The following is a 16727-nucleotide window of genomic DNA, read 5'->3' as shown; positions in this document are numbered from 1 at the left end:
CGACTGTCTCTCTCCCGCAAGCGGGAGAGAGTAAGAAGGTATCAGGAGGCTTTATGTATATCGGAATTGATTTAGGCACATCAGGCGTTAAAGTCGTTTTACTCAATGAATCTCAAGAAATCATCGCAACCACCCATCAATCTTTACCTATTTCTCGTCCTCATCCGCTTTGGTCGGAACAAAATCCGGAAGACTGGTGGCACGCAACCAATTTAGCTATGCTCGCTTTGGCACAACAGCAAGATTTAACTGCTGTGAAAGCGATCGGCTTAACCGGCCAAATGCACGGTGCGACTTTATTGGATAAACATGATCAAGTATTGAGTCCGGCAATTTTGTGGAATGACGGGCGTAGCTTTGTGGAATGTGCCGAATTGGAATCATTAGTGCCGAATAGCCGTGAAATTACCGGTAATCTGATGATGCCGGGCTTTACCGCACCGAAATTAAAATGGGTAGATAAACATCAGCCACAAATCGCCGAACAAGTGGATAAAGTCTTACTGCCGAAAGATTATTTACGTTTACGTATGACCGGTGAATATGCTTCCGATATGTCGGATGCCTCCGGCACAATGTGGCTGGATGTCGGTAAAAGAGAGTGGAATCAGGCGTTATTAAATGCTTGCGGACTTGATGTTAATAATATGCCTAAACTGTTTGAAGGCAACCAAATTACCGGTTATTTACGCCCTGAATTGGCAAAAAACTGGAAGTTAAATACCGTTCCGGTAATTGCCGGGGGTGGCGATAATGCCGCCGGTGCAATCGGTATCGGGCTTTACCAAGCCGGACAAGCGATGTTATCGCTCGGTACGTCAGGGGTGTATTTTGTCGTAACCGATAAATTTAGTGCCAATCCGCAAAAAGCGGTACACAGTTTCTGCCACGCGTTACCGGATCGCTGGCATTTGATGTCGGTCATGCTCAGTGCCGCATCAGCGGTCGATTTTGCCCAAAAAGTTACCGGTATTAGTGATATTAAAACGCTATTCCAACAAGTCGAAAACTGCAGCCAAGCGAGCGATGCGATTTTCCTACCTTATTTATCCGGCGAACGTACGCCGCATAACGACCCTTATGCCAAAGGCGTGTTTTGGGGCTTAACTCATAACGATAACCCGATTACCATGGCAAGAGCTGCGGTGGAAGGGGTCAGTTTTGCATTAGCGGACGGTATTGATGTGTTACACGAAACCGGTGTGAAGGCGGATAATATCGCTCTGATCGGTGGTGGAGCGAAAAGTGCTTATTGGCGACAATTATTGGCGGATATTACCGGAAGAACCTTTGAATATCGTACTGGTGGTGATGTCGGCCCGGCTTTAGGGGCAGCGAAACTAGCACAGATTGCCTTAAATCCGAATGAAGATATTGCTAATTTCTGTCAGCCGTTACCGCTTGAAGCGGTTTACCAGCCGAATTGCAGTAAGTTTGCCGAATACCAAGACAAGCGGTCAAAATTTGCTGAAATTTATCAAAGATTAAAAGGTCTTTAATGCTCGGAAATCCAGCCCGTTCAATATGGACGGGCTTTTTTGTCCATTTTATTCAAAAATCTTACAAAAATTTATTTTACGCCCTTGATCATTTCATTTTCATCCCTATTTATTGTTTCGTCTGAACGGGAACGTTGAACGTCCCGTTTCTTTTTTCAAAAATACTTGCAAGAAAATTTCAAATTTAGCCTTGAAAAGTTGTGAAAGAACACCATCTTGTGGGTAACGTTACGAAAACGTAATCAAACAAATTTATATTCAGAGGAATTTTAAAATGGGTAAAATCATTGGTATTGACTTAGGTACAACAAACTCTTGTGTAGCGGTAATGGACGGTGACAAAGCACGTGTAATCGAGAATGCGGAAGGCGCACGTACAACTCCGTCAATCATTGCTTATACAGATAACGAAACTTTAGTTGGTCAACCGGCAAAACGTCAGGCGATTACAAACCCGAAAAATACATTATTTGCAATCAAACGTTTAATCGGTCGTCGTTTTGAAAGCGAAGAAGTACAACGTGATATTAAAATTATGCCTTTCGAAATCACACGTGCTGACAACGGCGATGCGTGGGTAAACGTAAAAGGCGACAAATTAGCACCACCGCAAATTTCAGCAGAAGTGTTGAAAAAAATGAAAAAAACAGCGGAAGATTTCCTTGGTGAAGCGGTAACTGAAGCGGTTATCACTGTACCGGCATACTTTAACGATGCGCAACGTCAAGCGACAATCGATGCAGGTCGTATCGCAGGTTTAGATGTTAAACGTATCATCAACGAACCGACAGCGGCAGCGTTAGCGTTCGGTTTAGGTTCAACTAAAGAAAACCAAGTGATCGCAGTTTACGACTTAGGTGGTGGTACATTCGATATCTCAATCATCGAAATCGATAACTTCGACGGCGAACAAACATTCGAAGTATTAGCAACCGGCGGTAACACTCACTTAGGTGGTGAAGACTTCGATAACCGTGTAATTGACTACATCATTGACGAGTTCAAAAAAGAACAAGGCGTTGATTTACGCAACGACCCAATGGCATTACAACGTGTGAAAGAAGCAGCGGAAAAAGCGAAAATCGAACTTTCTTCAGCACAATCTACTGAAGTAAATCTTCCGTATATCACAGCAGATGCAACAGGTCCTAAACACTTAGCGATCAACGTAACCCGTGCGAAATTAGAAGCGTTAGTAGAAGATTTAGTCGCAAGCTCAATTGAGTCACTTAAAACCGTATTAAAAGACGCAGGTAAATCAGTGAATGAAATCAACGACATTATCCTCGTTGGTGGTCAAACACGTATGCCGTTAGTACAACAAAAAGTGGCTGAATTCTTCGGTAAAGAAGCACGTAAAGACGTGAACCCAGATGAAGCGGTAGCAATCGGTGCTGCGGTTCAAGGCGGTGTATTAAAAGGTGATGTAAAAGACGTTCTTTTATTAGACGTTACGCCATTATCTTTAGGTATCGAAACCATGGGTGGCGTGATGACTGTGTTAATTGAGAAAAACACAACGATTCCGACTAAGAAATCACAAGTGTTCTCAACTGCGGAAGATAACCAATCAGCGGTAACCATCCACGTATTACAAGGTGAACGTAAACAAGCGTCTGCGAATAAATCTTTAGGTCAATTCAACCTTGAAGGTATTAACCCGGCACCACGTGGTATGCCGCAAATCGAAGTTACTTTCGATATCGATGCGAACGGTGTAATTAACGTATCTGCGAAAGATAAAAACACAGGTAAAGAACAACAAATTCGTATCCAAGCGTCTTCAGGTTTATCTGACGAAGAAATCGAACAAATGGTTCGTGATGCGGAAGCAAACGCAGAAGCGGATAAAAAATTCGAAGAGTTAGTTCAAGCACGTAACCAAGCAGACGGTATCGCACACGCAACTCGCAAACAAATCGAAGAAGCGGGTTCGGCGTTAAATGCAGACGATAAAGCGAAAATCGAAGCGGCTATCGCTGACTTAGAAAAAGCAGCGAAAGGCGATGATAAAGCGGAAATCGATGCAAAAACTGAAGCGTTAATTAAAGCATCTGAACCTTTAATGCAAGCGGCTCAAGCTAAAGCGCAAGCAGGTGAACAACCGCAACAATCTGCAAAAGATGACGGCGTAGTGGATGCTGAGTTTGAAGAAGTGAAAGATAATAAATAATCTTTTACGCTCAAATCGTAAAATCAAAGGGCGTGGCGACACGCCCTTTTGGTGTATATAACAACTCACTCTCTCCCCCTGAGGGAGAGAGACAGCAAGAAATTGTGAAAGACAATTTCTTGCAGAGAGAGGGGAAACAGGCGGTTATATTTCGCAAATTTTTTACAAAATACATCCGCTTCCCCCTCTCCCTGATTTTCTTCTAAACGAAGAAAATCTTTCCCTCTCCCACAAGGGGCGAGGGTGGTGATTTTATCTATCCGATAACGCCCGTCTGTGACGAGCGCTATCCAATCAGCTAGTTACAAGCGGTCAAATTTCCGTAAAATTTTACAAACGAAACACTATGGCAAAAAAAGATTACTACGAAGTCCTTGGCTTACAGAAAGGGGCGAGTGAGAACGATATTAAACGTGCTTATAAACGTTTAGCATCAAAACACCACCCGGATAAAAATCAAGGCAGTAAAGAAGCAGAAGAAAAATTTAAAGAAATCAACGAAGCCTATGAAGTGTTAGGCGATGCTGAAAAACGTGCCGCATACGATCAATACGGTCACGCTGCTTTTGAACAAGGCGGTGGTGCTGGAGGATTTGGCGGTGGCTTCGGCGGAGGCGGTTTCGGTGGCTTTGAAGACATCTTTAGCGAAATGTTCGGTGGCGGTTTTGGCGGCGGTGGACGTCGTAATCGTGTCGTACGTGGCGATGATTTACGTTACGACATTGAAATCTCGTTGGAAGAAGCGGTTAAAGGCTGTAAAAAAGATATTCGTATCTCAACGCTTGCTGAATGTGATACCTGCCACGGCTCGGGTGCGGAAAAAGGTTCGAAAGTGGAAACCTGTTCGCACTGTCACGGTTCGGGCAGAATCCGCCGTCAGCAAGGTTTCTTTGTGACGGAAGCGGTTTGTCCGAGCTGTCATGGAAGCGGTAAGAAAATTGAAAAACCTTGCAAATCTTGCCACGGTGACGGACGTGTTCAGAAAGCGAAAAACTTATCGGTAACCATTCCGGCTGGTGTGGACACCGGTAACCAGCTTCGCTTATCTGGCGAAGGTGCGGCAGGTGAGAACGGTGCGCCGGCAGGTGATTTATACGTAGTGATTCACGTTCGTGAACACGATATTTTTGAGCGTGACGGTTCAAATCTTTACTGCGAAGTGCCAATCAGCTTTACGATGGCGGCATTAGGCGGTGAGATTGAAGTACCGACACTTGACGGTAAATTAAAACTGAAAATTCCGGCAGAAACCCAAACCGGCAAATTATTCCGAGTGAGAGGTAAGGGCGTGACAAGCCCTCGTGGCGGTTATGCAGGTGATTTAATTTGCAAAGTAGTGGTGGAAACACCTGTTGCGTTAAATGACGAGCAAAAAGACTTATTACGTAAACTGGAAGAAAGTTTAGAAGGTAAAAGTCAGCATCGTCCGCAGCAAGAAGGTTTTTTAGATAGTGTGAAAAACTTCTTCTCGAACTTAGGTAAAAACTAAATATTAAAAAAGGCTTAGCGAATTTGCTAAGCCTTTTGTTTTATCTACAGTGGTAAAATTTAGGGCTTTTTTAACCGCTTGTAGAGGACGATTTAATAGTATTTAACTGGGAATTGTTTTTGGATATGTTCAATACTTTCCACTTTTTCATAGCCTGCCAGTTTCACCGCATCTTCAGCTTTCGCTTTCGTCCCTAACGCTTGGCTGATAAATGAAAAGCCTTGCTGCTCAATCACAGTGTGTTTATAAAAATCCACAATATCTTGCTGGGTAAGTTGTTTCACCGCTTCGATCATTTTCGCACGTTGGTTAAATTGATCATTACGGCGATTAAAGTCAAACGTGAATTGAGAAAACTCTTGGTTTAACGATTCCGGTTTACGTTGTAATTTCTCGATTAAACTCTCACGATATTTCACAAATTCCTGCTCCGATAAAGCGGTCAATTTTGTTAAACTTTCTGCAAAAAAGCGTTGGTTATGTTGCATAATGCCCGCCGGTGTTGTATTCGGGCTTTGCACCATAAAGCGCATACCGGCAGTTTTACCAAGTTTAGTATTGGTTGCATAGACCACGTAGCCTAATTGTTTTTGGGTACGTAAATCATCGAAATACCAGCGCCCGATAATATCACGCAATAAATTAGCTCGAGCCGAACCTTCTAATTCGCCATAGCCTTTTGCAAGATAAGTGATGCTTAGTGCATTGTCCTCATGCGGTACGGTTTGTACATAGTTGAGTTTGCGGTTGCTGTCATTCAGATCTAAATAACGTGCTTTACCTCGCTCCACCTCACTACTTTTAACAATGCCTTTTATGTCACTGACTAAATCTTCAACCTGTTTATCGTTGAGGTTGCCCACTGACAGTACGCCTAATCCGGTTGATTTTGTTAACAATCTATCTCGCATCGCTTTTACATCTGCCAAAGTAGTGTCGGTTAGTGCTTTGCGTTGTTTATCTTCTTCAAAATAAGGGTAGCTGGCAAAGTTGGCAATAGCCTGGTTTGCTTGTGTTAAGCTACTTTCTTTGCGTTGACCGTCTAGTGCTTCGAATGCACGTTGTTTGGCTTGTGCTAAGAAGTCTTCCGTTAATTCAAAAGTTTTGAATTGATTCAGCGAGTCTTGGATTAATTTCGCTAAATGCTGTGTGTAGCCGGCCGCTTCAACCGAAAGCCCATTCGGATAAGTGGTAATCGCTGCTTGCATACCGGCAACCGCCGTTTGGAACGCTAATTTCGTTTGAGCAAGGCTATTCATATAACCTAACAGCGTGGCGCTCACCGCTTCTTTTAAATCATCTGTTTTCGGCATGATCGAGAAACTCATTGATACAATCGCTTTCGGATCATTGGCAAAGTATTTGCTCGGCATTGCATAAATTGCTTTGCCTGCCGTACTGATTAATGCCTTGGGTACTGTTCGATCGCTGATTGGTTGAATCAGAGAAAAATCAGTTGCGAAATAAGGATTCAGTTCGGGTAGCTTTAAAGCCGGATTATGGCTGAAATCCAACCATTTTTTCCGTTGTTCGTCACTGATTTTTGCAATCGAATAATTGGCCTCAAAGTAAGGTGATTTTTTATCGGTATGCGCTTTTTCATCAACCAGTAAAATACGAGCGTTGTCTAATGTCATCTCAGCCAGTTTGGCTTTGATTGCTTGTTTATCCATCGTATCAACCATAAAGTCCGCATCTAAAATATGTTCTAATGGATAATGTAGCATTTGCTCAGCTAATGATTCGATGTAAGTACCACTTTTTTCCACCTGTAAATGTTGAAAATCCTGCTTTAAGCTTTCCCGAACTTCATTGAAGTAACTTTCTTGAATACCGGTTTGTTTCACTTGTTCGATTTGCTGGAAAATCAAGGAAATGATCTTATCTTTTTCGGTCAAACCCTTGTCGGTTAAAGCAACATAAATGGTGAAATTACCACGATTACGGCTGACATTTGGTGTTGCTTGTGCAGCAATACCACTATCTGATAACCCTTGTTTGATTAAGTAGTCAGATAAAGTGCCGTCGGTATTATTGTTAAGAATATAAGCTAAATAATCGCCGGTTTTATGGGCAAATTGTGCTTCATCATTCGGTACATCAAATGAAACTGCCAGCATTTTGGTCGGTTGTACCGGTTTGTAATGAATAACGACTCCTTTATCTTCCGCTCGGAAAAACGGCACATCTACACTCGGAGCAGCAATATTTTTATTTGGCACTTTACCTAATGTACGATCAGCTAATGCAGCAAGTTGCTCAATAGATTGATTCGAATATAAAACTGCTTTGACTAAATTTGCCGAATAGTAGCGTTGGTAAAATTGCTCTAACTCCATTTGTAATTTGCTGTTCGGTTTATCCGAAAGTGTTTCCTTATTGCCAACCGCAAATTTGGTAATAGGGTGTGCAGGATTAGCGGTTGCTAAATTAACACTGTTCAATAAATAACCGTCACTGGATTTAGCACGAACCATTTCGGCATTTACGGCATTCACTTCTCGTTTCGCATTATTTTCTGACAGGAGAGGTTGTGCAAAAGCATCCGCTAGACGTGTGACCGCTCCATCAAACGCATTATTATTCACTTCTAAATAATAAGCTGTGCGATCAGCTGTGGTAGAGGCATTGTTATAGCCGCCATTTTCCGTTAAAAAGCGATCTAGACTGCTAGTCTCTGGGAACTGTTTAGAACCCATTAAGATCATGTGTTCCAAGTAATGAGCCAAACCTTGTTGCTGAATGGGATCTTCCATAGAACCGATTGGTAGCGCTAATGACATTAACGACTTGTTTGCTTTGCTATCTGAAATCAGGAGTACGGTCATATCGTTTTTTAAACGAATAGCCTGATAAATTGCATTGTCATTCGGGCTTTTATTGATCTGCTGATTGATAAATTCAAAACCTTGCGTTTGTGCAGCCGATAGGGATGTGCTAGCGGTCGGATTTTGCGGAATATTTGCAAATGTGGTTGTGACGCTGACACTGAGCGCAATCGCAGAGTAAAGCGCATGACGAATCATACGGCTTATTAAGGTTTTCTTCATGAATTCTCCTTTTTATTGTTATGCGGCTTACTGTCTTGCATTAAAGCAAACCATTGTTTCGTTGTATGATGAATAACACTGTAATCCAATTCGGAACTTTGTACTAAAACTCGTTGTAGGTAACTGGCTTCAAACGAATTGTCTTCTAATAATTTAAAAATTTTCTGAGAGCAATATTCTTCAATATTTTCAACATCTTCTATTTTGGCAAAATAATCGTCTAAACCGGCAGAAATCCCCCAGCGTAGCGCTTGAAAGCTATTGAGATAATCTTCTATATAAATAGTTAATTGCTCCTGCGCTTGCTGCTGAGTGATCGGATTAAATTGGAAGATTTGAGTATCTTCGCCATTACGCACAATATATTTCAAACGAATGGAATTATTTTGTACTTGTGTTACTAAATAATAAATCCAAAAGCGGATAATATCTTTATCTTTTAATGAACTTACTTTCCAGAAGACGATTTCATCGTCAAATAATTGTTGGATATTTCCATAGAGTTTTATTTTATTTGAACCAATTGGGAAATATTGCTCAATAGTTAAAATATCACTCTGCTTTAAGTATGGCGATATTTCATTTCTCATGGTTTTTATTGAGTTTTCCAGTTCGGTTTCGGACAACTTAGCAAAATTAGATGAAGGTAAATTGCCTTTTAACTGTTCTTGGTAGAATAAACTCTGACTTTGTTCCTCATCAATCGTTAATAGTTTGGTTCTTAACTGGTAATTATCCAATGCATTCAAAGTAAACTTTTCCGATTCTTCAATACTTTCTTCATCGTAATTAAAATAAATACCCAATTGGCGGTTAAAGAAATATTTAATTGGGTTTGTGATATAACTAATTAATTCATTTAAATTAAGTTCCGTTGGGCTATCCGCTGTAAGCTGCCCGTTTAAGAAATTCGATTGAACTGCATTCTGTTCAAATAGTTTAAGCCACTCTTTATCATAAGAAATATGAGGGTAACTAAAGTTGCTTGGGCTAAAGACCGTCATAGGATGGCGTTTCACGATAAAATTGACAGCATCTTTTTCAGCTAAAATTTGTTGAGCCGATTCGGATAAATGTTCTCCGATATAATCTAATAATTGCGATACTAAAACGGAAGGTAAACGTGCTTTATTATCCGTTACCGATTGTCCGACATAGCTCACGTAAAAAATTTCCTGAGCTGAAAGTAAAGCCTCTAAAAATAGGTAGCGATCATCGTCTCTGCGTGCGCGATCCCCTTTTTTCGGTGCGTATTGCATTAAATCGAAGCTATTTATCGAATGTTGTCGAGGAAAATCAGCTTCATTCATACCGAGCAAACAAACCACTTTAAATGGAATAGCTCGCATTGGTAATAACGTACAGAAATTCACTTTTCCTGCTAAAAATTGCAGACTATTTTGTTGTGTATTGAAACTCTCTTGAAGTAATAAGGCGAGAATTTCAATAGAAATTTCGTCCTCAAAGCGTACGTGTTCAATTTTTTCCAATACAGCCTGCAACGTCGTTTGTAGCAGAGAAAGTGAATCGAAATGCTCGCCATCATCTTGATAAAAATCGCTGATTAATTCGGTTAGCTTTTGTTGCCAAACACCAATGCTGTGTGATGTTTGGATAAATTGCTGCCATGTACTAAGTTTTTCTAAATAATGGCATAAGTAACCGACAAGCTCGGAAGCTAAACCATAACTTTCGTTAAATCCAATAGCTTCTTGCCAAATACCATTTTCTTCTTTGAGGCTTGTACCGAGTAACAAACGAGTTAAACCGTTTTGCCATGAATTGTAGTTTTGCCATTGCTGTTGTTCTGTGGTTAAGCCTGCGCGGATACCCACTTCTTTTATCCAATGACGTAGGGTATAAATATCATCAGATTGGATGCGAAAACGGCTTCGGATCGCATTTACATCTAATAAATCTAAGAGTGCCTCTGCGTTAAAGTTACTTTCTTTTAAATTAAGTAAACTTAAAAAACTACTAATAATCGGATCTACCGCAGTCGCTTTTTGATCTGAAAGTGTAAAAGGAATTCTTCTCGGATCTTTATGATCAAAGCGAGAAAATACCGCATTAATGTAAGGTGCATATTTATCAATATCCGCAGACATTACAATAATATCTTTGGGTGTTAATGTCGGATTCTGCTCGAATAATTTTAAAAGATAATTATGTAATACCTCTACTTCACGCATTACGCTATGGCACGAATGAAATTGTAATGATTGGTCTTGTTCGTCTAATTCAAAAGTTTGTGCATTATTAAACGCTAAAATGGCATTTTTGAGCTTGATGAGATTGGTTTCGCCGATATACGGATCGAATACATCTAGGCTATAGTCGAACTCTTGCTCTACTAGTTGCGCTAAAAATTCTCGCCCCTGTTTTCCCCACATGGTAAGTAATTGATTACCTTGCTTTTCCAGTAAATCGGTTAAATCAGCTTCCGATAATTGCTGCTTCAAAGCTAATTTCTCTAGTGCGCTATCTTCAACACTATCGCCCCAATATTCTTGGCTTGGGTTTAAGAAAAATAAGTGAATATCACAGTGTTCACTCAGTTTTTTTAACACTGCTAATTGAGTCGCAGGGAGAGAAGAAATGCCGAAAATAAAGATTCTCTGCGGAAGTTGTTCTTTCTCTTGAGTAGTTAAATTATCTAATTTTTGGAAATACTGGTCTTGTAAATAAGCTCGGTGCGAAGTGATGAATAGGCTTTCATCACTATCTAATTTAATATCGTCAATTAACGCGTTCCATAAGATAGCTTGCCATTGTAGGTTAGCTAGGATTTCTTGTTCATTTTTAACTTTAAATGCATTGGAATGCATGATTTCAGCAAGTACCGCTTCAAGTTGGTTGTTTTCCCAATGTACTAACCAATGAGGTCGATAAACTAAATATTGGTCGAATAAATCCGCAATTTTAGTCGAAAGCTGATAGAGTTTAAGTTGATATTGGCGTAGGTCTTGCTGTAGATATGATTTTAGTGCGTTGAATTCTGCCGTATCTAAATGGGTAGGAATCAGGCGCATTAATCGCCATGTCACTGAAGAACGCTCAAAAATATTTTCTTTCGGTAACGAAGGGAATAGCACACGGTATTGTTGCCATAAAAAGCTGGTGGGAAATAAAAAGTCATAGTTCCCCGCCACACCAATGGAATCGGCGATTTGCATTTGTAACCATTGTGCCATACCGACACTTTGTACAAGTATGGTTTCGGTGCTGAACGGATTGGGATTCGGGTTGGCTTTTTGTAGATGAATCAGCATTTCTGCTAATGACGATAGCTTTTGTGAATGGTAAACCGTGAACATAATTGATACCTCATATAAGGCGATGATTTTCTACTAATTAGCTTAGAGATTCAATTACTTTTGCCGATACCTTACGGATAAACAAGCGGTCGGATTTTACGGTTTTTTTGCAAACGCTATGGAGTAATTTCTACTTTGCCTAATGGGAAACTCACACTAATTTTATTTGCTTGGCATTCAATTTTAAATTTCAAATGATTTTGCTGAATATATTGTTCGCAACTTTGCTCTGCGTATTTTAATGCGAGTTGATTTTCAATAATTTGTAGGGCTTGCTGTTGTTGATAAATATAATTTGTTTTTTCTGTTTGATGACTTCCCCAACGTGAAACCACAATAAATATAATAGAAAATAATAGTATGCCAATTAATATGGAAATAAATGATTCAGATTTAAGTAATTTATTCATTATTTAGCATATTCCTTGAAGAGGGAAGTTCTTCCCAATAAGCATATTTATTCTCTAAATTTAATATGACACTCTTTTTAAAAGTAATATTTCGTTCTTCTCTGTTGTTGTCATACGATGAATATAAAATGCCATAAATTTTAGCAGTACCTTTAATATCAAAATGGTGAGAAGTAATAATAATGCCATAGAAATCTTGATTAAGCGTTTCATTAATATCACCTTTCACTAAAATAATCTTAGGATCTTGTTCTGAAGTTACCGGTAGTTCGTTTAAATGTGTTATTTCACTGATTTCAGTATTAGCAAGATTTAAAACATCAGCTAACCGAGAGAAGTGAATATATTTTTCTTTAGTCGGTCGCTTGCCAATAAATAAGCTTTTTTTAATACAATAAAAAGAATACTTTTGTTTCTTTGTCGCAACTTTTACTTCTGCTACTTGAGTATTAAGAGTATTAATAGGCGGCGTGTCTTTTATTTGTTTGCAATTGAGATGTTGTTTATTGAGTTTTTCTAAAATAGAGAGTCTTTCTGATAAATAATTATATTGATAACTCTGCGTTTTTATTTCAGATTGAATAAATTTTTCTTTGGTTAATAGAATAATACTAATCACAACCGATATGGTGATTAATGAAACAATTAATATGCTACTGTTTAACGTATGTTTTTCCATCTTTAATTTAGGATATAAATATAACTTGTTGTACTGTATTCAATGTTTTTATATTTCACTGATGCGAGTTTTAAAGTAACTTGCATCAGTTTTTCAGGCTTTTTCCATGAGAATGAAAGCTTCTCAACTTTAAAATCATCAATAAAAGTGAGCTTTTTCCACTTTTCCGGACAGCTATTTAGGAGTTTTGCACATTCGTTATCTCGACAATCAGCCAGTTTATTTTTATCGTAAAGATAGATTTCTTGATTTTCAAATTTAAAGCCGAAAATTTCTTTTGCTAAATCATGTGTATTATTTGTCTTGTTATTTATACATACGGAATTTTTTGTTTTTCTTTTGCCAAGGCATCCGTCATTATTTAAATCATAGAAAAATATTAAGCAACTTTCATTATCTAATACGTATCGTTTGTTTTTGTGTTCAAATAAATAAAAGTTACTATTTTCTCTATAAACTCCTTGAAAGCCTAAATGCTGAATATGCTGCTGAAAATAATGGATAAGTTGATGGGTTTCTTTTTGTAAAAATAAAAGTTCTTTTTGCTTTGAATTATTTTGAGTAAATTGTGCATAAGATTTAGCGGCTAATAGTAAGATAAATACGGCTAATGTGAGTGATAATAGTAGCTCAATGAGGCTAAGTGCCGATAGTTTATGTTTTACAATGACTGCGTTTATGTTTTGGTATGACATAAATTCTTCCCCATTGATCTAATTGCAAAATTTCATCGGCTTTATTCAGTGATAAATGAATGCATTTTGATTCTAGTCTACCGGCGATTCCATCAATATTAATAAAAGACTCAGGATATAAACTTTTATTTTTTATTACCGTACCTTTATGATGATTAAAATGAAGCTGATATTCATCAGCTATATTGCATTGCTTTACATTTAAACAATTACAAATAATTTGTTTTTTATTATTATTTGACTTTTTAATTGCAATCACACACCAACTTTTCTCTTGATTATTTTGTGAAATAGTAAGTGTATAATTTGACTTTTCGTAACGAGATTTTGTTTGTAATTGATACAGAAATGATTGGAGGGATTCTATTTCGCTGTTTAATGCAATGAGATCATTTATATGAAATGTAATCGGAGAAATAAAATAAATTGAAATTACCAGAATAGTAAAGGTAATAAGAATTTCGATGAGTGTGAATGCTTTAAACATAAATAGTATTCCTCTTGCAAGGAATACTATTTAATTCGGTTAGAGAATGAAATGAAGTTTATCTATTTCTTCGATCAAGATCGCAAAATTAGAAAGCTGAAGTGTCTTGGAACAGTCCTACTTTTAAATCGGTTGCTGTATAGATAACGCGACCGTCAACTTCTACTTCTCCGTCAGCTAAGCCCATTACCAATTTACGATTGATAACACGCTTCATATTAATGCGATAAATAACTTTTTTGGCAGTCGGAAGGATTTGCCCGGTAAATTTAACTTCACCCACACCTAGCGCACGACCTTTGCCTTTGCCACCAACCCAGCCAAGGAAGAAACCGACTAATTGCCACATTGCATCTAACCCTAAGCAGCCCGGCATCACAGGATCGCCAATAAAATGACAGCCAAAGAATGGAAGTTCCGGATGAATATCTAATTCGGCTTCGATATAACCTTTATCAAATAAGCCCCCGTTTTCGGTCATTAAGTTAATGCGATCCATCATTAACATGGTTGGAGCAGGTAATTGAGGACCTTCTTTGCCGAATAATTCACCACGACCTGATGCTAATAAGTCTTCATAGGTATAGCTTGATTTAATGTTTGGTGTACAGTTGTTCATTTTTTTTCTTCCAATAAATATGAGAAAAGCCCGTACAATCAGGGCTCAGGATTGTGAGCGATAGTACAGGCTTTTAATTTGGCGTACAACTGTTAGCTGAACTTGTCGGATCAGTGTTTACTGAAGCATTTGCTAATTTTGGCAAAAAACGAACCGCTTTCTTCGCGTTCTTGTTCCTGCTCAATGTGTTGATGAATCAACCCAAACACAGAAGGTTTTGCTGTTTTAGTCGCATTCTCTTCATCATAAAAATGGCGATCTAATAAAAGTTGAATAGCTTCGAAAACATTTCCAACCGCCCAAATTTTGAACTGTCCGGCTTTTACGGCTTCAATCACTTCTGTTTTTAAACTCAAATGCGAAATACAGGTTGCAGGGATAATCACTCCTTGTTTTTCTGTTAAACCGCGAGCTTGGCAGATATTAAAGAAGCCTTCGATTTTTTGATTTACGCCGCCGACACTCAATACGTTACCAAATTGGTCAATAGAACCGGTAACGGCAATTGACTGCGGTAAAGCTAGCTTGGATAGCGCACTGATTAATACGCAGAAAATAGCAAGCGATGAGCTATCACCATCTACTTCGCCATAAGATTGCTCAAAGGCGAGTGATGCGGAGAACGGGAGTTGTGTCGGAAATTCTAATAAATTGGCTAAGCAAGATTGCGCAATAATTATACCTTTCGAATGAATATTTCCGCCTAATTCAACTTTACGTTCAATATCGGTAATTTCACCGTCGCCGTGTTGTACGTTACAGCTAATACGTAACGGCTCACCGAATGAATGGGGGATACCGTCAAACTCAATCACGGACAAACCGTTGATTTGACCGATTTCTTCATCTTCGGTCTCGATATATAACTGGTGCGTAAGAATATCTTGTGTCGTATATTTATTTAAAACAGAGGATTGCTGTTCTAAATAATCAAAATATTCCGTTACTTGGCTTAAAGCGGTCGAATTTGGGTAAAAATTTGCAAGGCCTAACAAATGCTTTTTGAGTAAAGTCGGTGAAATAGAGACCAATTCTTGGCTTTCACTTTCTCGCACATAGGCTTGTAAAAGCTGATTTAGCGCTTGGTTAGTAAACGATTTGTTAATCCATTTTTGGGCGCTTGATTGAACATAATCACCCCATTGCTCAATATTTTCGTCATTAAGAGTTAAATAGGATTCTACTTCGGTATATTGTGCAACTTGATAGAGGCTGTCGTCATATTCAGCCAATAGAGATATATCTTCTCGGCTACCGATGAGTACCAGTTTGAAATTTGACTGAATAGGAGGAAGCAGATAAGGGATATTATTCACTGCATTTTGTTCAAATGAGCCGAACAGTAACGCCTGTTTTAATTTGTCCCATTGCGTGATATCCAATAATAATGAGTTCACATTCAGCAGCAAAATACCGTTGTTTGCTTGTTGAATCGCACCCGTTACGTTTTCTACTTTATGCTCTTTTTCAAGATAAATGCTGTAACCGAATAAGTGATTACGACTAAATTCAGTTTTGGTCACCAGAGGAGATGTAAGATTTTCGGCAAGATAATGTTTAATTTCCCGGATAAATTCAGGGAATGTTTCCGTCTTTATCACTAATAGCGAACCAAATTGCCCACGTTTGAATTGGTCAATCGCTTGTTTTGCATTGGGTTGGAAATCAAAGAACCCTACTTCATTGCTCGTTTCTTGAAATGAATGATGTAAGGTGAGAGATTGCCAGTCTAATGGGGTTAAATTCACGAAAATGCCTCATAATAGAAATTTGGTTTATTATACAGAATTCCGTTATACTTGCCTAAGTTTAAGCACTGTGAAGAGAAGAAAATGCGCTATCAAAAGTTAGAGATTCAAGAAGCGAATTGGAAATGGAAGTATTTGCTCAAAAAGCATCGAGAAGGTGAAAATATCACTAAGTACGAAGAAACCAGTTTGATTGAGCTGAAAGTCCAACTTTTAACGACGCTTCAACATTCGCCGGAAGAAATCGAGCAATGGATTAAAATGGAGATGACGGCGGAGCAACGTAAGAAAATGCGCCAGTCGATTCGTGCCAAGCGTAAGCGTTTTTTTAATGCGGAGAAACCAACGACGAAGAAAAAATCGATCGATTTAGAATATGCGAGTTGGTTACGTTTATCGAAGTATTCGAAGGAAAGAGAGATGACGTTGTCCGAAGCTATCAATCATTTGATTGATGAGTTGGAGAATCAACATATCTATTTGGATCAGATGGAAAAAATGAAATCCAGCCTAAAAGACTTGCTGAAATAAGCGGTCGTTTTTCCCCGAAATTTTGCAAAA

The 16727-nt window shown here is 38.8% G+C and carries 12 protein-coding genes; 4 read left to right on the top strand and 8 right to left on the bottom strand.

Annotation, left to right across the window (positions count from 1 at the left end):
* Nucleotides 1-53 precede the first annotated feature (53 nt).
* The 3 genes from xylB (at nucleotide 54) to dnaJ (ending at nucleotide 5161) form a co-directional block, all read left to right on the top strand.
* The gene (xylB, locus tag EL121_RS04700; RefSeq protein ID WP_039198099.1) at nucleotides 54-1499 is read left to right on the top strand and encodes a xylulokinase; all 1446 of its coding nucleotides are present in this window, start codon (nucleotides 54-56) and stop codon (nucleotides 1497-1499) included.
* 274 nt (nucleotides 1500-1773) lie between these two features.
* A complete protein-coding gene (gene dnaK / locus EL121_RS04695; RefSeq protein ID WP_039198096.1) occupies nucleotides 1774-3672 on the top strand; it encodes a molecular chaperone DnaK in 1899 nt (632 codons plus the stop codon).
* A gap of 346 nt (nucleotides 3673-4018) precedes the next feature.
* On the top strand, nucleotides 4019-5161 hold the full coding sequence (dnaJ, locus tag EL121_RS04685) for a molecular chaperone DnaJ (RefSeq protein WP_039198095.1): 1143 nt from the start codon (nucleotides 4019-4021) through the stop codon (nucleotides 5159-5161).
* 92 nt (nucleotides 5162-5253) lie between these two features.
* Here the strand turns inward: dnaJ and ptrA are convergent, their stop codons facing one another.
* From ptrA to EL121_RS04645, 8 genes are all read right to left on the bottom strand, one after another.
* The gene (ptrA, locus tag EL121_RS04680) at nucleotides 5254-8211 is read right to left on the bottom strand and encodes a pitrilysin (protein ID WP_039198091.1); all 2958 of its coding nucleotides are present in this window, start codon (nucleotides 8209-8211) and stop codon (nucleotides 5254-5256) included.
* Nucleotides 8208-11528, bottom strand: coding sequence for an exodeoxyribonuclease V subunit gamma (gene recC, locus EL121_RS04675; protein ID WP_039198090.1), 3321 nt, complete (start codon nucleotides 11526-11528; stop codon nucleotides 8208-8210). The genes ptrA and recC overlap by 4 nt, the downstream gene beginning before the upstream one ends.
* Nucleotides 11529-11644: 116 nt before the next feature.
* Nucleotides 11645-11938, bottom strand: coding sequence for a DUF5374 domain-containing protein (locus tag EL121_RS04670; protein ID WP_039198088.1), 294 nt, complete (start codon nucleotides 11936-11938; stop codon nucleotides 11645-11647).
* Nucleotides 11931-12617 carry a DUF2572 family protein gene (locus tag EL121_RS04665; RefSeq protein WP_039198087.1) on the bottom strand — a complete coding sequence of 229 codons (687 nt, stop codon included), beginning with the start codon at nucleotides 12615-12617 and terminating at the stop codon, nucleotides 11931-11933. Before EL121_RS04665 ends, EL121_RS04670 begins: the two co-directional genes overlap by 8 nt.
* Before the next feature lie 2 nt (nucleotides 12618-12619).
* Nucleotides 12620-13312: a hypothetical protein gene (locus tag EL121_RS04660; protein ID WP_039198085.1), complete on the bottom strand. Its 693-nt coding sequence runs from the start codon at nucleotides 13310-13312 to the stop codon at nucleotides 12620-12622.
* Entirely contained in the window at nucleotides 13272-13799 is a 528-nt protein-coding gene (locus tag EL121_RS04655; protein ID WP_039198083.1) for a pilus assembly FimT family protein, read from the bottom strand. Before EL121_RS04655 ends, EL121_RS04660 begins: the two co-directional genes overlap by 41 nt.
* A gap of 88 nt (nucleotides 13800-13887) precedes the next feature.
* Entirely contained in the window at nucleotides 13888-14418 is a 531-nt protein-coding gene (fabA, locus tag EL121_RS04650; RefSeq protein WP_039198081.1) for a bifunctional 3-hydroxydecanoyl-ACP dehydratase/trans-2-decenoyl-ACP isomerase, read from the bottom strand.
* Between the two features lie 110 nt (nucleotides 14419-14528).
* On the bottom strand, nucleotides 14529-16166 hold the full coding sequence (locus EL121_RS04645) for an AAA family ATPase (RefSeq protein ID WP_039198078.1): 1638 nt from the start codon (nucleotides 16164-16166) through the stop codon (nucleotides 14529-14531).
* A gap of 84 nt (nucleotides 16167-16250) precedes the next feature.
* On the opposite strand from EL121_RS04645, the gene matP reads away from it, so the two are divergent.
* Complete coding sequence (gene matP / locus EL121_RS04640; protein ID WP_039198076.1) at nucleotides 16251-16697, top strand: macrodomain Ter protein MatP; 447 nt, start codon at nucleotides 16251-16253, stop codon at nucleotides 16695-16697.
* Nucleotides 16698-16727 lie beyond the last annotated feature (30 nt).

The sequence above is a fragment of the Actinobacillus equuli genome (assembly GCF_900636745.1).
Classification (GTDB): domain Bacteria; phylum Pseudomonadota; class Gammaproteobacteria; order Enterobacterales; family Pasteurellaceae; genus Actinobacillus; species Actinobacillus equuli.
The sequence above is the reverse complement of the archived record's forward strand: the minus strand, read 5'-3'. Positions and strand labels throughout refer to the sequence as shown.